This window comes from Pseudomonas sp. LABIM340 (assembly GCF_040017195.2).
Classification (GTDB): Bacteria; Pseudomonadota; Gammaproteobacteria; order Pseudomonadales; family Pseudomonadaceae; genus Pseudomonas.
In genome coordinates this window covers 1,570,430-1,594,644 of record NZ_CM200227.1, presented here as the reverse complement: position 1 = coordinate 1,594,644, position 24,215 = coordinate 1,570,430, and the positions used below count along the sequence as shown (strand labels likewise).

The 24,215-nt window shown below is 58.3% G+C and carries 17 protein-coding genes; 15 read left to right on the top strand and 2 right to left on the bottom strand.

Translation table 11 applies throughout. The features are described 5' to 3' along the window. Positions 1 to 2: 2 nt before the first annotated feature. From avs1b to ABKS89_RS07495, 3 genes are all read left to right on the top strand, one after another. Positions 3 to 5,819, top strand: coding sequence for an AVAST type 1 anti-phage system protease Avs1b (gene avs1b / locus ABKS89_RS07505; protein WP_348587834.1), 5,817 nt, complete (start codon positions 3 to 5; stop codon positions 5,817 to 5,819). Between the two features lie 23 nt (positions 5,820 to 5,842). Beyond that, positions 5,843 to 6,127, top strand: coding sequence for an AVAST type 1 anti-phage system protein Avs1c (avs1c, locus tag ABKS89_RS07500; protein WP_348587835.1), 285 nt, complete (start codon positions 5,843 to 5,845; stop codon positions 6,125 to 6,127). 663 nt (positions 6,128 to 6,790) lie between these two features. Beyond that, complete coding sequence (locus ABKS89_RS07495) at positions 6,791 to 7,147, top strand: hypothetical protein (RefSeq protein ID WP_348587836.1); 357 nt, start codon at positions 6,791 to 6,793, stop codon at positions 7,145 to 7,147. Positions 7,148 to 7,288: 141 nt separating this feature from the next. Here the strand turns inward: ABKS89_RS07495 and ABKS89_RS07490 are convergent, their stop codons facing one another. Further along, positions 7,289 to 7,873, bottom strand: a complete 585-nt coding sequence (locus ABKS89_RS07490) for a CGNR zinc finger domain-containing protein (RefSeq protein ID WP_348587837.1) — start codon at positions 7,871 to 7,873, stop codon at positions 7,289 to 7,291. Between the two features lie 131 nt (positions 7,874 to 8,004). Here ABKS89_RS07490 and ABKS89_RS07485 point away from each other — a divergent pair, with 131 nt between their 5' ends. From ABKS89_RS07485 to ABKS89_RS07430, 12 genes are all read left to right on the top strand, one after another. Next, the gene (locus tag ABKS89_RS07485) at positions 8,005 to 8,886 is read left to right on the top strand and encodes an alpha/beta fold hydrolase (protein WP_138216832.1); all 882 of its coding nucleotides are present in this window, start codon (positions 8,005 to 8,007) and stop codon (positions 8,884 to 8,886) included. Between the two features lie 507 nt (positions 8,887 to 9,393). Continuing rightward, positions 9,394 to 10,695 (top strand): OmpP1/FadL family transporter, encoded by a 1,302-nt coding sequence (locus tag ABKS89_RS07480; protein WP_348587838.1) that lies wholly within the window; start codon positions 9,394 to 9,396, stop codon positions 10,693 to 10,695. 61 nt (positions 10,696 to 10,756) lie between these two features. Then, the gene (locus tag ABKS89_RS07475) at positions 10,757 to 11,428 is read left to right on the top strand and encodes a DUF3313 domain-containing protein (RefSeq protein WP_348587839.1); all 672 of its coding nucleotides are present in this window, start codon (positions 10,757 to 10,759) and stop codon (positions 11,426 to 11,428) included. A gap of 49 nt (positions 11,429 to 11,477) precedes the next feature. Continuing rightward, positions 11,478 to 12,494, top strand: a complete 1,017-nt coding sequence (locus ABKS89_RS07470) for an AraC family transcriptional regulator ligand-binding domain-containing protein (protein ID WP_348587840.1) — start codon at positions 11,478 to 11,480, stop codon at positions 12,492 to 12,494. A 233-nt stretch (positions 12,495 to 12,727) separates the two neighbouring features. Further along, entirely contained in the window at positions 12,728 to 13,006 is a 279-nt protein-coding gene (locus ABKS89_RS07465; protein WP_348587841.1) for a YtcA family lipoprotein, read from the top strand. A gap of 12 nt (positions 13,007 to 13,018) precedes the next feature. Beyond that, on the top strand, positions 13,019 to 14,071 hold the full coding sequence (gene mdtN, locus ABKS89_RS07460; protein WP_348587842.1) for a multidrug transporter subunit MdtN: 1,053 nt from the start codon (positions 13,019 to 13,021) through the stop codon (positions 14,069 to 14,071). After that, complete coding sequence (locus ABKS89_RS07455; RefSeq protein ID WP_348587843.1) at positions 14,068 to 16,116, top strand: FUSC family protein; 2,049 nt, start codon at positions 14,068 to 14,070, stop codon at positions 16,114 to 16,116. The genes mdtN and ABKS89_RS07455 overlap by 4 nt, the downstream gene beginning before the upstream one ends. After that, positions 16,113 to 17,546: an MdtP family multidrug efflux transporter outer membrane subunit gene (locus tag ABKS89_RS07450; RefSeq protein ID WP_348587844.1), complete on the top strand. Its 1,434-nt coding sequence runs from the start codon at positions 16,113 to 16,115 to the stop codon at positions 17,544 to 17,546. Before ABKS89_RS07455 ends, ABKS89_RS07450 begins: the two co-directional genes overlap by 4 nt. Positions 17,547 to 18,377: 831 nt before the next feature. Continuing rightward, positions 18,378 to 19,544: an MFS transporter gene (locus ABKS89_RS07445; protein ID WP_348587845.1), complete on the top strand. Its 1,167-nt coding sequence runs from the start codon at positions 18,378 to 18,380 to the stop codon at positions 19,542 to 19,544. Positions 19,545 to 19,562: 18 nt separating this feature from the next. Further along, entirely contained in the window at positions 19,563 to 21,137 is a 1,575-nt protein-coding gene (locus ABKS89_RS07440; RefSeq protein ID WP_348587846.1) for an amidohydrolase, read from the top strand. Between the two features lie 24 nt (positions 21,138 to 21,161). Next, the gene (locus ABKS89_RS07435; RefSeq protein WP_348587847.1) at positions 21,162 to 22,196 is read left to right on the top strand and encodes a CobW family GTP-binding protein; all 1,035 of its coding nucleotides are present in this window, start codon (positions 21,162 to 21,164) and stop codon (positions 22,194 to 22,196) included. A 213-nt stretch (positions 22,197 to 22,409) separates the two neighbouring features. Then, positions 22,410 to 23,150 carry a TorF family putative porin gene (locus ABKS89_RS07430; protein ID WP_348587848.1) on the top strand — a complete coding sequence of 247 codons (741 nt, stop codon included), beginning with the start codon at positions 22,410 to 22,412 and terminating at the stop codon, positions 23,148 to 23,150. Between the two features lie 305 nt (positions 23,151 to 23,455). Here ABKS89_RS07430 and ABKS89_RS07425 read toward each other — a convergent pair whose 3' ends face one another. Beyond that, a complete protein-coding gene (locus ABKS89_RS07425; RefSeq protein WP_348587849.1) occupies positions 23,456 to 24,070 on the bottom strand; it encodes a TetR/AcrR family transcriptional regulator in 615 nt (204 codons plus the stop codon). Positions 24,071 to 24,215 lie beyond the last annotated feature (145 nt).

The window sequence follows — 24,215 nt, the reverse complement described above, 5'->3', positions numbered from 1 at the left end:
CAATGACAGAAGGTGAAGTGAAGCAGGCAACCTGCCAAGTCTTAGGCACTAGCGAAGCAGGCACAGGCTGGCTCATTTCGGTCGACCAGATCTTGTCGGCCTACCATTGTCTCGGTGAGGCGGTCACCGTAGGAACGGACGTTGAAGTCAGCTTTGGCGCCGGCCCATCTGCCGTCAAGCACAAGGCAAAACTGGAGGTCTTTGACGCGGACCTCGACGTTTGCGTGCTACGGCTTCCAGCATCTACTGACGCCGCACCTCTGCCACTTGCGGTCTCCGCACCTCGACCAGGCACACGATGGAACGCCTTCGGATACCCTGTTGCCAAGCTGCAGATAGGCCAAGTTCTTGATGGAACGGTACAGCAGGCATTGAGCGAGCTAGCCAATGGCATCGATCTCGACCTGTCGGTAAGCGCAGAGACAGCACTGTCGGACTACCGCGGCATGTCCGGTGCCGCGCTCATGACTGCAGATGGCTGCCAAGGCTTGCTACGCGTGAGCGTCGACAACTCTCTTGGAGCCGTGAGCATGGCGGCTCTGCGCGGCTTCCTTTCCGACAACAACCTCATCCCAAATGAAGGTGCATCCGAGGACGACACGTCCCCATTTGCCGAGCGCCCCACATTCGACGAGACATTTGAATCAAGCCTCTCTAAGACAGGTGGCGGGTACCTGTTTTTGGACGGTGCCCATGGCATCGGCAAGTCGACCTACTGCAAGAGCTTCAGGCCGGACTCCAATGACATCGAAGTCCTGGGTGTCTACGCCTTCTCCGAGCGCAGTCGAGGCTCGACAGCAGCCCTCCAGGCGCAACCGGAGGTATTCGTTGATTGGTTGACATCGCTGCTGTCGGTACTGGCCACTGGCCGACCGGCTCGGCTGTCGCAAGCGACCTATGCTCAGCTCGTCCAGACTACGCACCAGACACTCCAATCGTTGGCTCAACACTGCGCAAACGACGGCAAGGTTGGAGTGTTGTTCATAGATGGCGTGAATGAGGCTGCAACCATCGGTGGTGACGCTCTGCAACGCTTCATCGGGCTCTTACCGACAACCATTCCGCAAGGACTGCGAGTCGTGATTGTGGGAGCTGGACTGGATGCCATCGCAGGCAAGCTCGCTCCCATTTTCCAACCCGTGCACCGCCTGACCCTGCCTGCCTTAGATGACAGCATCCAGTACAGCCTCTGCACTTCGATGCTAGACCAGGACAAGGTATCACCGACGCTGGTCGCCGCCCTTTGTGAGAGGGCGAAGGGCCACCCGCTGTACCTCCGCTATCTCGTCGACATCGTCAATGGTGGTGCCAGTGAGGACGACCTTGAATCGCTGCCGCCGTTCAGCGGAGCAATCGAGGACTACTACGAGACCATTTGGGCGCAGCTTCTGACGGATGCAGATGCTGTCAATCTGCTTGGGATCATTGCACGGCTGCGTTGGGGGATCCCGACCTCTGACCTGCCGGTCATGCTGACACCCCCTGAATCGGCTGCCTTCGTTCCGACCATTTCACGCATCCGGCATCTGCTGACGGCACCAGACACCACCGAGGTCTACCACTCTTCGTTCTCTGACTTCGTAGTTCACAAGACGTCAGCCCAGAGCGTTTGGGTACAAGGTCGACTCGCCGACTACTGCCAGCTTCCTGATAGCGGGAATTACGGAGAGCTCAACAGAGTTTTCCACGGCCTTCTTGCCGACAGGACAAGACAGCTGGCCGCAATAGAGGGCTGTCAGCAACAATGGGTAGACCAATCCGTTTTGCTTGGAGCTGAGCCAGACGTACTGCTTGGCGACATTGAGGACTCGCTTGAGGCTGCTACTCGCCTAGCAACTGCGACCGAGATTATTCGTTTGCTGCTTCTTTCGCAGCGACTCAAATTTCGATACGACACGCTTTTTGCGCAGTCGGCAAGCCTCGCTGCAGAGGCGCTCATCGCGCTCGGGAAGACTCACCAAGCACTGCGCCACATCCTCCGCTATGGGAACCTCATCGTGGAGCACAGCTCGGCATTCTCCATCGTCAGACTGCTCATCGAAGCTGGCCACACACAAGAAGCAATTGAGGTTCTTCAGAAGGTCGATAGCCTCCTGCAGCCAACCCTCACACGCAATGGTGTAAAGATAGGCGATTTTCTGAACGCAACTGTTATAAGACTGCAGGCCTGGGTTCTAGCCGATCTGGCTGGAGCCGAACCTCCAACTGCAGACTTTCTTGAGTATGTGGTGGGTCTCGTGACCGCCCCGAGGAACAAGATTTCGCCGCAGAATGGTCAGCGCATCCTCGGAAACCTGATCGGCAACATGCTTGGCACGAGTTTGTGCGTAGTCCAATCCTACAAGCCTCTCGCTCAGATTCCCCTGCCTCCTGGCGTACCCAACAAGTCCCAGGTACTTTCGCTCCTTTCAATACTCGGCCATGCCTACAACCATGCGCAGAGCTACAAGATTCGACTTCCAAGAGACAAGGTCGGCATGCTGCTTGAGGACATTAGCAGCAAGCTCGACGCATCCCTAGATGCGGAGGATAAGCAGTTTGACTTTGTCGACCTGTTGATCGAGACAGGCGCAAGCCCGAGCTTGGTCGAGACCTACGCTAGCGGGTTAGAGTGGGGGGCAGGCGCCCTCCCCTTGTTCACACAACATCGCTCCCTCGCCGACAACGCGGTTTTTTTTGAAGCTTACGGCCGGCTGAGAGCGGCGTACTTTCTGGGGCGAGACGAATACCAACCCGCCCCAGAAGCTCTGCTGGCCTACGACTGGGAGGACAACCTTGAAACGCTCGCCGCATCGGTTGCCTGGGTGGACGCAAAGGCACGTCATGCCAGTGCATCCAGCGATGACTCGGCACTTGCAGATGCGCGCACATATCTGAAAGAGGACCTGCTCCCTTGTCTGCAGCTTGACCTCGCTTCACGAATTTCTTGGCAGGGGGCGTACTTCATCCCCGAGAACATCGTGCCGCTTCTCTACGGCTACTTGGCGAATCTTTACCTCGACTGCATGCCAGAAGCGCTTACAGACCTTCTTGCCATCCTTGAGGACTCCTTCGACGGGCAACTCGGCCTTTACAACGAAGGCTTCCGACACGTGATGCAGGCTGTTGTGCCGAGGCTCGTCAACACCGAAGTATCCGAAGATGTCGCCGATAGGGTGTTCGACTTGTTGATCCGTTGGAGGAACTACATCCGGGACAACGTGGAGAACAGGCATGAGCTTGTTCCCGAACTCTTGTCCATAGTTCCACTACTTGCTCGGATGAAATCGGAAGAAGAGGCCCTTCAAACGTACCAGACTGTCCTCGCAGTCTCGATGGGCCCCGGTTGGTACAAAGAGGACCAGTTCGCCGTCATGTCTAAGACGCTTGAGGTACTTCCCGCCACTGCGGAGGTCGCCCCTGCGGCGCTTGCGAAAATTGCTGCATACCTAGAGCACGCTAGCGGAGAGATGACGTTCCAGCGGTATGTCCGATCGGAAAAAGCAACCTTCATAGGCGAGTTGAGCCGGCGCGGCATGTACTCGGACGCCGTGCGCTACTTCAAGCATCAGGCCTGCGGCAGCATTGACGAGATGCGCGCACAGGCGTCGCACGGTGGCCTAGACCGCGTCGCCCCACTCGTTGGCATGCGTTTCCCGGGTGGAGCCCTGGAGGAGCAGGCATCCCTACTGAGTCTGCTTGAGCATATGGGCACCGCTGCAGATTGGCGGATCCGGTGGGCGCTTTTGGAGGTCTACCAGCATGGAGACGAACGATATCTCAGGGACTGGGGTCGGGCCTACGCAAAGCTTATTCAGGAAATTGCACCTAGCTCCGTCGACTTGGAATGGGCCGTAAAACGAATCAGCAGCATCGTGCAAGCGATGAACGACCAACGAGCGTGGATGCTTCTTAGCTGCTTGAACGAGGCGTTGCCAGACACCACACGTGGTAGCTTCTCGGCGTTGTTCGAGCGCTATCGCGATGCCTTCGAACCGGACGACCTCGAAAAATTGAGCCGCAGGTCCGGAATACCCATGGGCCCAAGTCCAACCAAGACCCAAGCGGCCGCTGAGTCCAAGACGGAAGCCACCGCAAACCCAGCAGAAGAGGAGAGCCCGGAGGACCTAGCGGTGATGCGAGGCACCTTTGGCACGAGTGCTTCGGTGCGAGCCGCTGAGCAATCTATGGAAGAGGCACGCAAGCGCCTGAAGCGCCGGAACACGTCGGCGGCAGTCGAGCATGCAATGTCAGCCCTGAGGGCAGTGCAAGACGGCGGCTGGTCTATTTGGTCAAAGGGCCATCCCGCCAAGATGGCGGACCTCCTCATCCAAGATAACGTCCGCTCGGCAGATGAACTGGCGCGCCTCTACGGGCCGTTAGCCCTACGTGAACAGCACGCCCAGAGTTGGTCAGTCGCCTACCAGCTCATGGAGCTTATCGGCCCGAAACTCGACGCCACCCAGCGGACACAACTGCTTTCAGTGGCGACCGACCATATCCGCGAGATGGTGGGTGCTGCGCCGTCGGACACATTCTCCTATCTCGGTGCGACAACGTCTGCGACGGCGTCAGACGCCCTATTGGAACTCCTCCTTTGGGCACTCGATCATCCGAACTGGGAGCAACGAGACTCAGCCGCGGCAATGGTGCTCTGGCTCCTGCGAAGTGATGACGCATGGATGGAGAAGTTAGTCCCCCTCGCCTTTTCTATGGAGAGCGGCAACCGCGCTGATATTGCAGCGGCAGCCCTGGACGTTCTTTCGCATGAGAACGCAGCAGCCCTCTGGGAGCGTATCCTTCGCTTCATCGACATTAGCGAAGTAGTACAGGGATGCGCACACGCAAGCAGATATGCAACGCTTCTACGAATAGCTGACCGCGCCAGCTCCAAAGGCGTTACTTCGGCCGCGGACGCAGTCAAGACTCTTCGAGCCAAGACACTGAGAAGTGAGAGCCCAATCGTCCAGCCGGAAGATACCTTCCGCGCTGACCATGTCCATTCAAGCTTGGCTACTGCCTGGAGGATACTGCAGAGCTTTGGGATTTTGGACGAGGCAGCTCGGATGAGGATCGCATCGGCTCTCAGAGAGTTGTGTGGGCAACACCCGTTCGACGACGTTCAGCAACTGGAGTCGTTGGCAGCAGCAAGATTCAACGCGAATGAAAATGTCATTCCGGATCGTTGGGCTGCAAGGCTTCGGTTTGCATTCAACATCGCGCTCTTCGGACCTGCGTCGATCGAGCAGTTAGTCAAGATTGAAGCTGCGCTGCGCATCCACAACCCAGAATCCCTCATCGAACCGCCAGATGGACGGCAGCTCGTCGCTAGCCTAATCGAAGCCATTGCCTCAGGAGATTTTTCCCGCTTCCTCCCTTCTGCTACCGACTTAGTGTTCTTGGACGTCCAAGGCTACCTCGAACACCGACGACAGATAGTCAAGGTAGACCTTACGTCGCACCTGCTATCGCCCGGGCAGCAGGATCCTCATCCTGTAGAACTGGGCACCTTCAGGCCGACTGAGCTGCCGAGACCGGTCCCACGCGATCAAGTTGCGGTTTGCAGTCGTGTGAAGTCGGGACTGGCGCACTTCGGATGTCTCACACCTTCTATCACCAACCCGCAGTTCCACGAGCTCCTGCATGCCCCCGTCTCTGCAACAGTCAGATATCACTGGAGGGATGGGAGCACCGTCCGAACGCCTGGGTCGAGCCGCCCTCACGAGGTCTCGATGCTTGCCATCCAACGTGAAGCGCTGAGGCTACCTCCAGGCTGGCGCGTGCGATGGATACTGAGAGTCAATGGAATTATCCGAGCAACGATGAATAAGGCGCACTAACCATGTTTCCAAGACTGACGACCATGCAGCAACCGATGACGCGGGGTGAGTTCGAAGAACGCATCTATCTCACCGTTGAGCAGATCGAAACAGGAAAGCTGCACCCCAATGGCTTAGACGGCTTGCTGGACGTGCGACACCTGCCGAACGGTCGGATTGACATGCTCAGCGTGAACGAAATGGTCCGCTTGAACGCGAACATGAGTCATCAAATGATTGCCACTGACATGGGCGAGATGCTCAGACAGATGGCAGGTAAGGGGGAGGCCAGCAAAGGAGGAGAAGATGACGAAATCTTCGAAGACTAGTCGTAACCCGGTTGCGTCATACGAACGTGACGCCAAAGTTCAGCGTTTTCTCGAATCTGTCTGAAGCTACAGAAGCGCAGCAAGAGCTTACATGTGCATTTCCATTCAAAGCGGCTGGCAGGAGAAAAACGCGAGCAAAACGAACCACAGCCACCTCAATGCTGACATCCTGAACCGGCCTCCGCCCCGTAATTTATGAGGTTGAATTCAACATGCACTGTCGGTGTTCTCGCTCCTGCTCAACGAGCACGCTCGGCAGCATTGCTAGCCCTGCTTCGCTCATACGTCCCAGTACATCCACCAGGCGAGCGGTGCAAGGAACTGGCGAAGGCTCAAACGCTTGGAAAGGGGACAGATTTATTTACTAGCAAACAGTCAGCTCCTGGCCGGTTGTTGTCTGTCGCGACCGGCTGCTTTGGGTCGGTAACCGCCCGCTAGCCTCACTCGGATGCAAGAGCCCGGGGGCTGACTCTGAGAAAAAAACTCCAGAAATCGCGGGAAATGAGCATTTTCTTTAGGAAGTGAGAAAAATCTGGGCTCTGTACGGCAGACTGAGGATTTTCTACGCCTCTGAGCGGCGGTCCTGCCAGTCAGCGAGCAGTTCTGTACCGCCCAATTTGACTGACCATGCTGACGGTTAGTGGGCAATGGAAGGAATCCGTGATGAGCGGGATCGAGACTGTTTCCAAAGCTGAAGTGCGGTCTGTCTACACATCTTGCTACAGAAGCATTTTGAGAGCTGTTGATCGCCGTTATGACATTCGCGGCTACATACTCAGTGATATGGTGCTGATCTGCCTGGCCAATCACGGGCGGCTACCAATGACGCGTCGCCACTATTATCTCTGCTACGCCCAGGAAGCTGCCATTCGCTACCTCGAAGAGCTGGCAACAGAGTTGCTCTATGGGCATTACGGCCTCTTGGGAAAAAGGACTCCATTCAACACTGATCTGGTGCTCAGGTCGGAGTTGAGGGAGCCCGTTGGCAGGTGGACACGTAACCAGTCGGAAAGCAGCTAATCAGTGGATGAGAAAGCTCCTCTGGCTCACTGTTTATTTCCGGCCCGGGGCGACCTCTGCCAGTCACAACAGGCAGAAATCGGCCAGAAGCGGACGCCGACTCAAGATTAGCGCCGTCTCGCACGTCGGCCGGATGCAGTGTCAGTCGCCCGCGCTCTGACGCCGCTTGCGAAACTCGGCGACCTTATGCCGATTTCCGCACAGCGCCATGCTGCACCAACGGCGTTTATGAGACTTGGTGCGGTCATAGAACATCAGCGAACAATCAGCGCTCTCGCATTTACGCACGAGATTGAAATCACCGTCAGCCAGCAACTCGGCAGCAGCAAATGCCAGTCGCGCCAAGCACTGGCTTACGGCATCAGACTGACGGAAGCGATCCAATACCGGTGCGCCCGCCTCCTCCCAAACCAGCTGTGGCACAGCGCGCAGGAGAAACGCGTTGAGCGCCGCTGGATCCGCCACACGTTTTTCACGCCTGGCTACCAGTAAGACTTCAAAGCATTCACGCAGAGCTCGCAATTGGCCAAGCAATTGCCCGTCGCCTATGGCGGCTTCCCCCTGTAGCTCAATACCGATTCGATCCAGCCACTCCGTCGCGTCGGCGTCACTGTTGAGAAGATCGCGACGCTGTCCGTCGACCATCATCTGAGTATTCAGCAAGTCCAATGCCGGGTGATCGGCGAGCACCAAAGGGATTGGCAGTTCTGTAAGCGCGGCGGTCATGACATTTCTCCAGCGAGTCAGCCGCCAGATTGTAACCCATAAAAATCATTTGACCAGTTACAAAATCTGTGCAAAATGAATCTCAAGTAACCCGTAAAACCAACATTAACCAGTTACAAGGGGATTCAGCCATGATCACTTCACAGCACATCCAAGTTGCCTATAAGTCCGTCGAAGCTGATGGAATCAAGGTGTTCTACCGTGAGGCGGGTGCTCCGGACGCACCGGTACTGTTGCTTCTGCACGGTTTTCCCAGCTCCTCCCACCAATTCCGTGACCTGATGCCGCTACTGGCGGACAAGTACCGCCTGATCGCGCCGGATCTGCCCGGCTTTGGCTTCACCGAGGTGCCGTCCGAGCGCAACTACCGCTACACCTTCGACGCAATCGGAGAGACGATCCGTCAGTTTGTCGATGCGCTGGATCTGAAGCGTTACGCGATGTACTTCTTCGACTACGGCGCGCCTACCGGGCTGCGGTTGGCGCTGGCATATCCGGAGCGCGTGAGCGCGATCATTTCTCAGAACGGCAATGCCTACCTCGAAGGCCTGGGGGACGCTTGGGCGCCAATTCGTCAGTACTGGGCCGATCCGTCGCCAGCCAATCGTCAAGTGATCAACGATGCCATCCTGCATCTGGAAGGCACTCGGTGGCAGTACGTGGAAGGTGTAAGCAATCCGGATCTCATAGCGCCCGAGGCGTACTACCTGGATGCGCTACTGCTGGAGCGTCCAGGCAATAAGGACATTCAGCTTGATCTGTTCTACGACTATCAGAACAACCTGAAGCTCTACCCGGCGTTTCAGCAGTTCTTCCGAGACACCCAAGTGCCAACGCTGGCGATCTGGGGCAAGGGCGACCCGTTCTTCATTCCGCCAGGCGCCGAAGCCTACAAGCGGGACAATTCGAATGCAGTGGTCGAGTTGCTGGATACCGGACACTTTGCGCTGGAGACTCACGTAGAACATATTGCTCGGCGTATCGTTGAAGTACTGGGCGACCACATCAACTGAGAAAATGACTGCCGGCGTGGAGCAACCTTCGCGTCGGCCGTCGTTGTTTTGGGTCGGTAGTGGTTTGGGCCGAAGGCAGCAATCGTCCAAATTCGGTTTCGTTGGAACGTCCGCTATGGGTCGGTAGCTGCCTTTCCTCATAGGCAGCAATCGGCCATTAACGGACGTTAAGAACTCCTCCATGTCCTCAAATGTGACTTGGCCAGCGCCCGGCAGGATAGTTTCATTCTCCTCCGCCATCAGTGCTGTTCCCGTTGTTTCTTAACGAGGCCGCCTGTTATTCCTAATCCCAGCGTTTAGGGTTTCCTCTGACTTGGCAGCACTTGTCATGAAATGAGAAGGCAGCCACAGAAGAACTCCACCTCGACGGTTGCACAACGCAAGGCAGCATCTAGGCTGACTTACGTCAGCGCGCAAGCCTCGGGGGAGTTTTGTGGTGCCCGGGAAAAGCTCCATTGCGTAACTCCACTTGGTGCGTACGCCAATACGCTTTGGCAGAGGAAGCCCATGCACAGCTTGTCTGCATCTCGTCGCCACTCTTTGGCGGTTGCTGTCACTTTGTCCCTTCTGCTGTTGGCCGGAGCCCAGGCTCAGGCAGCCGATCTGTTGATCTACGAGGCTGGCCAAGAAGGTGCAGGGCTTTCCAACGCAGGCGCTGCCGCACTCGCGCGCGATCCCAGTGTGTTGATGAGCAACCCGGCCGGAATAGCCGAACTCAAAGGCACGCAGTTGAATGTCAACGCGCAGCTGATCCTGGGGCATTACCAGTTCGCCCGAGACAGCAACAATCAATTCGATGGTAACGAAGGCGGCAATGCGCTCAAGTACCTGCCTGGCTCAAGCCTGTTCATCAGCCACCAGATCGACAACCGCTCGGCCATCGGCTTCGGCATGTATGGCAACTTCGGCCTGCTGGCCGACTACGACGATGACTGGGCCGGTCGTTATTTCACTCAGGAAGCGACACTGATCGGGGTGTCCTTCCAGCCGACCATCGCGCACAAATTCACCGACGACCTGACCATCGGTATTGGTCCGCGCCTAGTCTACGGCTACTACCGGACCGAAGTGGCGGTCAACAACAGCGTACTTGGACTGGTGGACCGTCCCGATGGGCAGTTGCGCTACAAGGACACAGACGTGGCCGGCGGCGTGAACCTAGGCATGCTCTACCAGCTGGGGCCTCGCACCAAGCTGGGCCTGGCTTATACCAGCAAGGTGACCTTCGAATTCGAGGATAAGCCCGAGCTCAAGCACATCAACAATCCGCTGCTTAATCTGGCATTGAACCGCGGCAACCTGGATTCGCTGGAGCTGGACATGAGCATCCCGCAGACCGTGCTGCTTAGCGTCGCTCACGAACTGGACGGGCAGTGGACGCTGCTGGGCAGCCTGGGCTGGCAGGACTGGAGCGAGTTCGGCCAGGTTGGCGTCTCGGTGGATGGCGACCGCATCAGCGACAGCACCACCCTCGACCGCGGCTACAAGGATTCCTGGAACATCTCCGCAGGCGCCCAGTACCAGTACACCCCGCGCCTGCGCTGGAGTTTCGGCGTGGGCTACGACTCCTCGATGATGGACGACGAGGAACGCACTGCCGACAACCCGGCCGGCGAGGTCTATCGGTTGTCTACTGGCTTCAACTATGACCTCGGCGACGGTCTGGACGTTCACGCCGCCTACACCTTCATGTGGCTGGGCGATATGGACATCCAGCAGACCAAGGCGCGCACGGGTCAGACGCTGTCAGGAACCTACAAGGACGCCTATCTGCATGCTCTGGGGGGCGGCCTGACCTGGCGCTTCTAGCCAGTTCGCGAAAGATCTTCGGACCTACCTACCATCACTCTACAAAGCCAGGAGCAACTCCATGAAGTTGAAGTCGTTAGCGGTTTCGCTATGCCTCACATCCCTGATGCTGTCCGGCTGCGCAAGCAAGTACGTGGCACCGGAGCAATACTCCGGCTTCCTCAAGGACTACAGCGTGCTCAAGGAAGACAAGTCCCCCTCCGGCGCACCGGTGATGCGCTGGATCAAGCCCGGTATCGACGTGAGCCAGTTCACGAGCGTGTACGTCGAGCCGAGCCAGCTGTTTCCACAGCCGCAGCCGACCGAGAAGATTCCGCAAAGCACGCTGGACGGCATTACCAAGTACTATGACCAGGCGTTGCAGACCCAGTTTTCCAAGGCTTTGCCCCTTGCCAGCGCCCCCGGACCGGGTGTGCTGATCGTGCGCCCGGCCATCACTGCGGTCAGCGCATCGACCAAGGGCCTGCAGCCTTATGAAGTGATCCCCATTGCTCTTATCGCGGCCGGAGTCAGCACTGCCACCGGCATCCGTGACCAGGACACGAGCATTGCCACTGAGGCTGCCTTCCTCAATGGCAATGACGGCACCGTGGTCGCCCAGGTAGTGCGCAAAGGCGCCGGAACTGAACTGGATAACTCCTCCCAAGTTATGACCGCCAACGATGCCAAGGCCGTACTCGATGGCTGGGCGCAGGACATGCTCAAGTCATTCGAGCAGCTCAAGCACAAGTGATCAACCGGGCGCCCTAAACTAACTCCCCGCGGTCCCTCAGGAGGTCATCTTGGATAGCGTCAGAGGAACCGCCTTTCTCCACTTCGGCGAGCTGCTAGCGCAACGGGGAGCATCATTACGCGACCATCTTGCCCCTCATCACGTCAGTCCGGATGTGGTGGGTGACTACCAGAAAACACTCTCCTACAAGAGCCTGGCGCAGATATTCGAAGGAAGCTCGAACGCCTTGCAGTTGCCGACACTTGGGCTGGAACTGGCCACCCTCCAGGGCTCCACGCTACTGGGTCCGCTGCAACACCTTGCCAGGACGGCGCCTACGGTCGGTGACGGGCTTGCCGCGGTCTTGCGCTATATGAGCCTTTACAGCCCCTCAATCCTCTATCGGCTGGAGCAGCGGTCCGGGCGGGCGGCGCTGTACTTCGACAACGCATTACCTTCCAGCAAGGCAATCCCGCAGATCGTCGAGAAATCGATTCTGCATGGCCTTCTGATGATTTCGGAATTGCTTGGTTCGCCGTTCACACCCGAAGCCGTGCTTTTCCGGCACCAACCGCTCAGTAGTATGGCCAGCTACCAAAAGTACTTTGAATGCAAGGTGCTTTTTGGTCAGCATCACAATGCGTTGGTGCTGCTCCCTCAAGCCCTGAAGCAGCCCTGCGCTAATGCAGATGCGACGCTGCATGAAATCGTGAGATTTTACTTGGATGCCCAGTGTGCGCCGGAGGAGAACCTCTATCTTCAGCTTCAGCGCCATATTCAGGCTCTCTTGCCCAAATGTCGCTGCTCACTGGAGGAGGTCGCGCGATTGATGGGCTTTAACACGCGGACCTTACAGCGCCGCCTGGCCAGCAGCGGCAAAGACTTCGAAGAGCGAGTCGATCAAATACGCCAGGAGCAAGCAGCACTCCTGCTGCGTAACACCCAATTGACGGTCGGGCAGATATCCCAGGAGCTGGGGTATCGACGTACTACCTCCTTCTGCCGCGCTCATCACCGCTGGTTCGGCATGACGCCGATTGAACATCGGTTTCAGGCTCAACCCCGATTCAAAACCTCATCCACCTGAGCTGCGCGTCCAACCTAACGTTTATCCCTGAAGTTTCTTTCTTGGATGGGAGCTCCTCCATCAATTGCTCAAATGGGCGCTCCAGACTGGTTGATTGTGCAGGAACAAGCTCATCAGGTAATGCCTGGACGATGTTCGTCTGCCCGTGAGCTATACAAGGAAAACCAAATAGGCGAAATCCACTTACTGCAACACCTGTGCAGAACGTTCGTTCACCATCGAAGGATGCTGCAATGAGGGAGAAAGGCGTTAAGGACGTCCAGATACTTTTTGCTCTCGGCTTGCCTTCGGCCTTGTCAGGCTGCTCCAACGCACCGTCCGTGCCGGTATTGGGTGCCTATTTCCCCGACTGGCTGTTCTGCATCACGGGCGGCCTGCTACTGAGCCTGCTGCTGCACTCTCTTCTGTCGCGTCGCGGCGCATCGAGCCAACTGGCTCCACCCGCGCTGACCTACCCCATGTTCACTGCGATGTTTTCTCTGATCGCCTGGCTGTTGTTCTTCCGGTCCTGAGCAGAGCCCACCATGACTGACAAAACCTCGAGCAAATTGCCCCGGCGAGTGCTGGTTCTCGTGCTGTTGGGCGTCACGCTGATACTACTGATCTGGGTTATCTGGCTGCTGGATACCGCGCCGCGCACTGACGATGCCTACGCCTACGCCGACACTATCAACGTCACACCCGAAGTAAGCGGCAGCATCACCGAGTTGCTGGTACGCGAGAACCAGTTGGTCAACGAAGGCGATGTGCTGATGCGCATCGACGTACGCCCCTACCAGCACGTGCTGGAACAGGCCAACGCCTCGCTGCAGGCCTTGGACAAGGAGATCGTCCTCAGCCAGCGCCAGGTCGACGCCCAGCAGTTCAACTCCGACGCCGTACATGCCAGCGTCGAGCGCGCCAAGGCCAGCGCGGCGCAGACGGCCGACACGCTGCGTCGCATGGAACCGTTGCTGCCACGCGGCTATGTCTCCGAAGAACAGGTGGACCAGGCCCGTACCGCTGCCAAGAGCGCCCAGGCCGAGCTGAACGCGACACTGCTGCAGGCCAAACAGGCGGCCGCCGCCGTCAGCGGAGTGGACGCCCTGGTCGCCAAGCGTGCAGTGATCCTGGCGGAAATCGCCCGCGCCGAACTCGATGTCGAGCATTGCGTGGTGCGCGCCCCCTTCCCCGGCCGCATCGTCGGCCTGACCACTTCCAACGGCCAGTTCGCCGCCGCCGGCCATCCGATCTTCAGCCTGATAGACACGCGCCACTGGTATGTCGTGGCGAACTTCCGCGAGACCGAGCTGAACAACATCCGCACCGGCAACCGCACCACGGTGTACCTGATGGGCGATAGTCGCCGGACCTTCAGCGGACATGTGGACTCCATCGGCTTCGGCGTGTTTCCCGACGATGGCGGCGCACAGGTCGACGGGCTGCCCAGGGTCGCGCGCACCATCAACTGGGTACGCGTGGCGCAGCGCTTCCCCGTGCGCATCCGAGTCGACCAGCCGGACCAGAATATGTTCCGGATCGGCGCATCGGCCGTGGCAGTGATCCACGGCGGAACCGACCGGGACGAGTCGCAATGAGCACGCTGCCGAACTGGCAGGACCGGATGTGGACCTTCCTCCTGACGGAGCTGGCGGCCTTTCCCGGGCGCGGCAATGCCCTGCTGCGCAACCTGGTGGCCTGCACCCTGGTGATCGTCATCTCGATGAGCATGGAGGTGCCGCTGCTGGCCCTGTCGCTGATCCTGGTGTTCTTCGTCAGCCAGAACAACGTGGTCCTGACCCGCATGGCGGGCATCCTGTTCCTGGTAAGCGCTACGGTCGCGGTCGCCATCAGCATCCTCCTGCTGAAATACACCTTCGGCTATCCGTTGCTGCGCATCCTCGGTGCCAGCGCGGTGTTCATCGCCAGCATGTTCGCGATGCGGGCGACTCGGCTGGGCCCGCTGTTTTTCCTCGTCGCCATCGTCACCATCTATGTGCAGAGCCTGGTGGACCTGAACCTGCAGCCGGAGATGCTGCTGCGCGCCTGCCTGTGGGTGTGGGTCGCGGTGGTCTATCCGATCCTGGTGACGCTGCTGGTGAACACCCTGCTGCTGCCGCAGGAGCCACAGCAGCAACTGCGCGATGCGATGGTCCGCCAGCTCATGCAGGTGCAACGCCGGCTGCAGGCGTTGCGCGACGGTCGCCCAGGGGAGGACGAGATCGTCGCATCTCAGGTGCAACAAGGCGTACTGGCGCTGCACAAGCTGCTGCGTTTCGCCAGCATGCGCGATGAGTACTACCGCACCCATGAGGCGCAACAGCTTGCATTGATCACTTGCGTTTCACGCCTGCATGCGGCCGGCGCGTCGCTGACCGAACCGGTGCAGGATCAGTTGGCGCTGGCTGCGCTACAAGCCGACTGCGAGGCTCTGGCAGAAGCCGTGCTTGCTACACCGGATGCGCCGATTCCGGCACTGCGCTGCGAATCGCTGCCTACCTTGGCACCCGCACCGCTGGCCGAGATGCGTGACGCACTGCTCGCACTGGCTGGCTACACGCAGGACGCCCCCGAGGTGAAGGCGCCGGCCAAGGAGCCGCTGCTCTCGGCCGACGCCTTCAGCAATCCTAACTACCTGCGATTCGCCTTCAAGACCTGGCTGGCGACGATGCTCTGCTACGTGTTCTACAGCGCCGTCGATTGGCCGGGGATTCACACGGTCATGCTGACCTGCGTGGTCATCGCCCTGCCCAGCCTGGGCGCCTCGACCCAGAAGGGCCTGCTGCGTGTTGGCGGTTGCCTGGTAGGCAGCGCGCTGGCGCTGTTCTGCATTGTCTTCGTGATCCCACGCATCGACGACATCGTCGGACTGCTCGCCATGAGCCTGCCGGTGATCAGCCTGGGCGCCTGGGTGGCCGCCGGCTCCGAGCGCATCAGCTATGCCGGCCTGCAGATCATGTTCTGCTTCGCCCTGGCCCTGCTGGAACAGTTCGGCCCGACCACCGAGCTCACCGAGATTCGCGACCGCCTGGTAGGCATCCTGCTGGGCGTGATGGTCAGTACCCTGATCCACGGACTGCTCTGGCCGGAGCGCGAAGGCGACAGCCTGCGTCGCCGCCTGGCCGGTGTGCTGCACGGTATTGCCGAGCTACTGCGCGAACGCCAACCCACAGCAGAGGAACAAGCGGACCGCCTGCACACGGCCAGCCTGCGCGGCTGGGGGCAACTGGCCGAAACAGACGCCATGCTTGCCCGCGTTACCCTGGAGCCCGGTTGGTACCAGGGTGAACACGAAGAACTGGCCCTGCTCTCGCAGACACTGGCCGACCGCGCGCGCAGCCTGATCCTGCTGGTGGTGCAACTGCGGCGACGCTATGCCGCCATCGGCACCGAGTTGACCTCCGTCCAGCGTGCCTACCTGGATGAGTGGCGCAGGGAAGCCGGTGACTGGCTCGACGGCTACGCCGCAACCCTGATGGGAGAATCATTCGACCACCGAACCGCCCCGCCGCTGTTGCCTGGTATGGAGTCAGCTTTCGATCCCACGCTGCTGGCACGTATCGAGGAACTGCGCCGGCAACTGAACGCCTTGCCGGACTGGCAGCGGTTCGACCGCGGTGCACTGCTGGAAGGCCGGGCATGAAGCATCGCCTCGCGCCCCTGCTCGCCTGCTGCCTGTTGCTGGCCGGCTGCGCGCTGATGCGCGAGGACGGCCCGGCAAGCAAGTCCATGGACCCTGCGGAGATCCGGCTCGCGGACGACCTGCGACTGGCCCGTGACCGCTGGCCGGAGTCCCGCTGGTGGAAGCGCTACCAGGACCCGCAACTGGACCGGTTGATCGACACTGCGCTGACCAGCTCGCCCGACATCGCCATCGCCCGCAGCCACATCGAACAGGCCCGCGCGCAAGCGAATAGCGTGAAATCCCTGACCGGCCTCCAGGTCCAGCTCACCGCGGAAGTCAACCGCCAGCGGGTATCCTCCAATGGGTTCCTCGGGCCCTTTTCGCAGAACGCGCCGGAGCTGGGGCTGACCGGCCCCTGGTACACCGAAGGCATCGTCGGCCTCGGGGCGGCCTACCAGTTGGACATCTGGGGACGCCAACGGGCCCAGGTCGACGCGGCCCTGGGCGTCAGCAATGCACGCCAGGCCGAGGCGGCCTGGGTAGAGCTGGAAGTGGCCAGCGCCGTCACCCAGCTGTACTTCCAGATGCAGACCGCGCAACAGCTGCTCACCGAACTGCAGCAGATGTCGGATATCGCCAAGGAGTCCGTCGCTGCGCACCAGGCCCGCGTCGCCCGCGGCCTCGAGGCCGAACCGCCGAAGCAACTGGCGCAGAGCAACCTGGCCCTGATCCAGCGCCAGACCGTGGCGCTGGACAGCCAGGTGAAGCAATTGCGCGAGGCCTTGCGTGCACTGGTTGGTGGAGGCGCGGAAATGGACCTGCAACTGGCCCCGCGCCCTCTGCCCCTGCACGACTACGGCGTGCCGCAGAACCTAGGCTACGAATTGCTGGCACGCCGGCCCGACCTGCAGGCCATGCGCTGGCTGGTGCAAGCCTCCTACTCGAACGTCGATGCCGCCAAAGCAGCCTTCTATCCAAGCTTCGACATCAAAGCCTTCTTCGGCGCCGATGCGCTGCACATGGGCGACCTCTGGGACCATGGCAGCCGGCAGATCAACCTGATCCCCGGCATGACCTTGCCCATCTTCGATGGCGGCAGGCTGAACGCGGAACTGGCCAATGCCCGCAGCCTGAGCAATGGGCTGGTGGAGCAGTACAACCAGGCGGTGCTCAACGCCGTGCGCGATGTCGCGGTGGCGGGAACCCGGCTGCAAGGGCTGGATGCGGAGACCCATCTGCAGCAACAGCGGATCGGCAATATGCGCTTCAACCGGGACAGCGCCCAGGCCCATTACCAGCGCGGACTGCTCGACAGAGTCAGCGCGCTGGAGGGGAATCTGCCGGTGCTGGCCGAGCAGAGCGGCCTCACCTTGCTGAATGGGCAGCGGCTGGAAACCGAGATCCAGCTAATCAGGGCTCTCGGCGGAGGCTATCTGGCGCCAAACTGAGAATTTCGACAAATTACAGGGCGCATCAGAAAGTCCTGCGCGCTGCTGTGCCTTCCATACAGCTGCGCCTATCCGCCTTTTCGCTCGATTAACTCTCCAAATTCCTGTATCCACCGAGTGGAAACGGCAAGAGGAGCGTCCGCTATGGGTCGTTTGCTGCCGTCGGAGAGAGGCCGCTGCCGACCCTTATCGGACGTTCGAAACGCCTTTGCGACAAGCTTTTGGCTCGATGGCAGGGCGCTTACTCTGTTGACCCCATAGGTGGCCTCTTCCCCCATCTCCCATGCCAGCAACCACTGCTGCAACTGGTTGCCTGATCAGTAGCGATCCGCTCTGCACCTCAACCCATCCGAGCCCACCAGGGCTGGCCTTTATCTTTTCATTGTAAAAATATTTTATTTACAAAAAGATTTTCTTGGTTTAAAAAATACCCGTCAGGCCTTGGCACATCCAGGGCAGAAATGCAGAGACTGATCAGAGCAGTCCAAGACATTCCTTGAGACCTCAGATGGAGGGCTCACAACTGACGGTGGCCTCTGGGCCATTCGAACTGCCCTGTTAAACAAGAAAAAAACTGCAGGAGCTGTCTATGCACCATCCCAATCAAAAGGCGTCGCAGCGACTCATCTCGAGTTCTGTCCACGCCACGGTTATCGCGCCTTCCCTTAGCTCCGGCCAGCACACCCACCGGCACCGCATCAGGACCTAAAACTCCGGACGCGCCGGTCAGCCATTGCCCAGTGAGTAATGGCATTCGGCCAATCTGAAAAAACGTCATTTACCTCCCGTGCTTTTTCAGGGCGCGGGCATTCCTTTGCGTCGAGAAAAATAATGAAAACGAATACCGACATCCGCGTGCTTGATAAAGCGATCCTGATCTTCGTGGGCAGCGCCTCGCTGATCATGATCGGTATCTGGCCACTCTTCATGGCACTGGTCGCGCAGCGTCTGCATCTCGATGTGGCCCAGCAAGGCTGGGTTATGACCGTGGAGTCCTTAGGCACAGTTGCCGGCACAGCATTGTGCGCATGGATCGCTCGCCGTCAGCCTGTTCGCTACGTGCTAGCACTCGCCGCTCTCGCATCAGTCATTGCCAACGCTGGTACGTCGATGAGTCTTGACCTGAATACCGTGATGGGGCTGCGGTTCCTTTCGGGGGCCGCCTCAGGTCTGGTCTACAGCCTGGCCGTCTTTTACCTCGGTCGGATGGCCAATCAGGACATTACATTCGGTGTCGTTCTAGCGCTGCAGACCGGGCTGTTTTCGGTATACGCCATCGCCTTCCCTCTCATTGTCGAGCGCTTCGGAGATGCCGTGGCGATCAACACAATCGGGGTTTGGTTCGCCGCCATCCTGGTGGTAAGCCTGGCGTTGTCCACTCAGCTATCGAAGCTAATCGAGGTGGTTGCAGCAGAGCATCAAGCTCGAAATGCGAGCGTCTCGAATCGCGCAGCGTTCACCGGCCTGATCGGAATGGCGTTTCTGCAGCTCTCCATTTTTGCAATCTGGGGCTACATCGGAAACATCGGCGCTGCTCACGGAATCTCTGAAGTAGATGTTGGGCTGGCTTTCGGCATTGGTCTTGTCGGAGGGCTGCCGGGAGCCGCGCTGGCGGCGGTTCTTGGCTCGCGCTTCGGTCGCGCCCCGCTGATTCTGGTTGGCTCGGGCATGGTGCTGATTGCGGTGCTCCTACTTGCGGTGGGTCCGTCTTCGACCACTGAACTGACCGCATATACCTTCCTCATGAACGTCGGCTGGGTAATGACCCTGTCCTATTACATGGCGCTGATCTCTGCTCATGACCGTACGGGGAGCGCCACCAGTCTGATCGGCCTGGTGCAGATCGCTGGCTCCACGCTCGCACCTTTCGCTATCTCGCTGGTTGCCTCGGGCTCCGACCTCCAGCCGGTCTTCGCCATCTCCTGCATCAGCGCCGCGCTTTCGGCCGTCATGCCGTTCGCCATCACCAAACGAAGCCTTGCAACCCAATCCGCTTAACTCCGAGGAAAAGTTTCCATGAGTGCAACGATCTATCAAAACGCACGGATCTACACCGTTGATGAGCAGCGACCCTGGGCCTCAGCCATGCTGGTTGAAGATGGGGTCATCACTGCTATCGGTGAGCAGGCCGACGTTGTGGCAAAGGCTCCCGCAGATGTACGTCAAGTGGATGTCCAGGGCCACATGATGATGCCGGGGATTCACGATTCTCATACGCACCTGGTTTGGGCCGCTGCCCGAGTGCTGGGCTTCCAATGCAATCTCCAGGATCCGCAAACGCTCGATGAGCTCGCCGAGCAATTAAAGGCTTACTGGGCTGGCCACTCGGCCTATGGCTGGCTGATCGGAGGCATCTACAACCCGCTGGTGCTCAATCGTGAAGTGCTGACCCGCGAATGGCTGGACAATGTTCTGCCGGGTGTTCCGATCTGCCTACACGACTTCTCGTTCCACAACGTGATGGCCAACACTGCTGCACTGAATGCGGCGGGCATCACTCGGGATACTCCGCCGCCTCCCGGCGGGTACTTCGACAAAGATCCGGTTACTGGCGAACTGATCGGAATCATTCGCGAAGCTGGTATGGCTCAACTCTATGCTTCGGCGCCGATGCCACCGCCAGAAGGTGTGGCTTACGCGTTGAGCCATGCGGCAGAGCTGTGCAACCGCTACGGCATTACCTCCGCTCAGGAGGCCAGCGCCAACCGCAATTTCCTCATCGCCGCCAAGACCCTGAGTGACTACAACAGGCTCAATCTGAATGTGTTCTGCCACATTCCGTGGGGCTCCGAAATGGCCGCCGGCTGTGATCGGGCGGGGCAGGAGCAAGTCATCGCTGAGCGACAGCAGTATGCAGCCCCTCGTGTCCACGTTAACGGGATCAAGGTTTTCCTGGATGGGACCTCGATGGCGCCGGCGTTCAGCCATGTGCCGCTGGACCCGGTTACCGACCAACCCATCACCTACAACCTGCTGCTCGATTCCGATGAACTGGTGGAAAAAATCCGCGAGTGGACGGCAGCCGGCATGATCCTGAAGGCTCACTGCACTGGCTACGGCTCGCTGCGTATCGGCCTGGACTGCTACGAGCGTGCGCTGGATGTGCCGTGCAAGCCTGGGCAGATGCACGACATTGCCCATGCTCACTACGTGTCGCCGCGAGACCGCAAGCGCTTCGCCGAACTGGGCGTGGTGGCAGAGATGTCCCCTGCCATCTGGCATATGCCCGAGTACCAGGCTGCACTGGCGGATGCCTATGACTTCAAGACCATGCATGAGCACGGTGCGCTGATGACAGTTGGCACGGACTGGCTGTTGCCGCCCACTCCGAACCTTTTCCCCGCGATGGCAGGAATGCTGGAGCACCGCGATCAGAGTGTGGCGCTGGATGTAGCCGTGAAGATGATGACGCTCAACGGTGCAATCGCACTCGGCCAGGAGTCCCGTTGGGGAAGCCTGGAGGTAGGCAAGGAAGCGACCTTCATCATCCTTGATCGCAACATCTTCGAGTCCACTCCTGCTCAGATCGCAGATACCGAAGTGCACCTGACCGTCCTTCAGGGGCAGGTGGTTTACGAGCAGAGCGTTTAGGCAATGAAAGCGGGAGATACTGTCATGACTGCACAAGAACGCCTGCCAGTGACGTTGCTCACCGGCTTTCTTGGCAGCGGTAAGACGACGTTGTTGCAGAAGGTGCTGGCCGATCCGCGCATGGCGCGTACTGCGGTCATCATCAACGAGATGGGTGAAGTCGGTATCGACCACCTACTGGTCGGCAAGCTCGACGATGACACCATGTTGCTGAAGAGCGGCTGCCTGTGTTGCGGGTTGAAAACCGACTTTACAGACTCGCTGCTGTCTCTCTATCACCGTCGGCAAACCGGGCAGTATCCCTCGTTCGACCGGGTCATCGTCGAAACCACTGGTATGGCTGATCCCGTGCCGTTGCTGCGCCTACTGATGACCCACGAACCGATCAACAGCTGGTACAGCGTACGGGGGGTGGTGACCACGCTGGACACCTTGTTACCACTTGACCCGAAATCTGCTCGTGTTGAGCGGCAGCGGCAGATATCGCTGGCTGACCACATTGTCCTTACCAAAACGGATTTGGCGAGTCGAGACCAGGTGCAAAGCGTGCAAGCTGCGGCGCAGGGCCTGAACAGCCGTGCGAATTACGTGGTGGGAGGGGATGAAGATGCCGTAATGAGAGCGTTGCTCCAGGAAGATCGCTATCCGGTGGTTCGCAACCTGTACCGCGGTCCTCAAGAGCGAGTCAGCGTCCTGGGTCGAACACCCTCCGAGGTTTCGCACAGTCGCGTCGGCTCTTTCTGCCTCTACGCGGATGGCCCGTTGCCCTGGTCCGGTCTGGTGAGCTTCTTCCAGTTCCTCGCACGCACCTATGGGGGGCGCCTGCTGCGACTCAAGGGTCTGCTTTCAGTCGCGGATTCAGCGCGTCCGGTGGTGGTCCACGGAGTGGAGCACTTCCTCTTTCCGGAAACCTATCTGGATGAGTGGCCCGATACAGATCAGCGCAGCCGGATCGTTCTCATTGGCGAGGATCTGGATCAAGAGGACATTGAGGAGTTGTTCGAACTCTATGTTCTTCGGGGCTCAAGGATCACTGCGCCCAAGGTTGCAGCAGGTTAGGAAAGTCAGGGACTGGTATTTGAGGGCGGCGGATCAATAGAACTGATCACAGGAGTCAAATACCCAGAAGTCTGATTACGACCCAATGCTTTCAGGGATGTTTTTCGTATAGCGTTGGGTAGAAATTTAGTTAGTCAATTCATAAATCGTCGTGCCGCATAAATTAATGCGGCCAGGATCCATCTGCCTCAAAAATAAGTAAAGGATGTGGAAATGAATAAATTTGTTGGCGCTGTACTTCTCCTGGGGGCTTCTATTTCATCTGCGAATGCTACAACAGATATCAACGAGGATTTTTCTCTCGATGGTTTTGTTGGATTCGCTAGTCAATACCGTAGTCGAGGGCTGGGAATGTCCCAGGGAGACCCTGCACTTCAGTTCAACGGATACATCACCAGCAAGAAAACCGGGCTTTACCTCGGGTCGTGGGTGTCCAGTACCGACTTCGGGCATGACACTAAGAATCGCTACGAGGCGGATTATTACGCTGGATGGTTCGTGCCGTTTTCCGAAGACGTAAACCTTGACATCGGCTATATCGAATACACTTATCCTAAGCTAAGTTCCCTGAATTTCTCCGAGACGTATGGAATTTTGACCGCCTATGGATTTAAGGTGGCGGCGCAATATTCGACGGACTATGAGCTGTTTGGGAAAGATCAGAGCACCATGTACACGTGGATCGGTTATGAAACTGATATTCCGTATGGTTTCAGGCTGAGTACTCGCTATGGGAAGATGGATTATAAAGATCCGGTCTTCTATAGCACGGACTGGTCGACTCGGGACTCTTACAAGGAGTGGGAAGTCAAGGTGTCCCATGAGTTTGTTGGATTGAACTGGGAGCTCAGCTATATCGACACTGATCTGTCGAAGCATGAGTGTATGTACTTTATGGGGTACGATGATCTTTGCTCGGCAACTGCCCTTGCTACCGTCAGCAAGAAGTTTTGATTGGCTAGGAAACGATTAGGCTGAGATGGATTTTTATTGCCGCTCCCAATAGACCTACATATCAGCTTAGTAAGCTTCATGTGATTAGCACGATTTTACAGCCACCTCCTGAAAATTGTGGAGTACCTCCTATGTCTAGGCGGAGGTGCTCTTGCTCTCACCGCAGGAGGTGGCTTTTTTTATATTCAGTCTTAGTGACTCAATCCACAGTCACGCATGAAGCAGCTATGCGACATAGCTATTGGATTCCGCAGATGAAGCACCAAGGCCCCGAGGGTGCCGGGGCTGTGCGTAACCAATTGGCGTTAGCTCGATGCGCTTAGAAACCCTTTCCCAAGAAACTCGTACATTTTCCTGATATGGGTGCGGTGAGCATCTCTATCCGCTGTTTCGCTGGTTGCCAAACGCATGAATTCAACGTTGAGCAGGTCGCTGAAAAGCCCGGCAGCGAAATCGACGTCAAAGTCGCTACGGAAGATTCCGCGATTTTGATAGAGATGGAAAAACTCTCGCGCGGCATTCAAGGTTGAATCGTTCCAGGCTTTGAAGATTGCTGCGCCGGCTCCACCAACGAGCATTGGGCCGATCTCCCGCCACAGATGGCGCGGCATAGCGCGAAGCTGATTCTCCGTTATCAGGTCCTCCATAAAGCACATGGCGTCGATCGGATTTTCCAGCTTGAAGGCATGCTCCAGGTGTTCGGAGAGGACTTTCTCGTCGGGGGCGCGGAGAAGAGCGATAAGGATGTCTGGCTTACCGCCTGCGTAGTAGTTAGTAACCGTGGGAGGAGAAACCCTCGCCGCTGCAGCGATCTGGTCGATCGTGGCGGCTTCGTAACCTTCACGGATAAACACCTCGAGCGCCGCCTCGGCGATGACCTGTCGACGCTCTTGCTTCTGTTGTTCTCTGAGCCCGCTCATCAGCTCCTCCCTTGCAGTAAGAAGCTGATAGTAGTGCAAATTTTTCCAATCGAAAATCTTTTGTTTACAAAAATATTTTTATGAATTAAAAAATGCCTCACTCACTTCGGCTCTTGATGAGCTTTTGCGGGAATTGAGGCCGGCT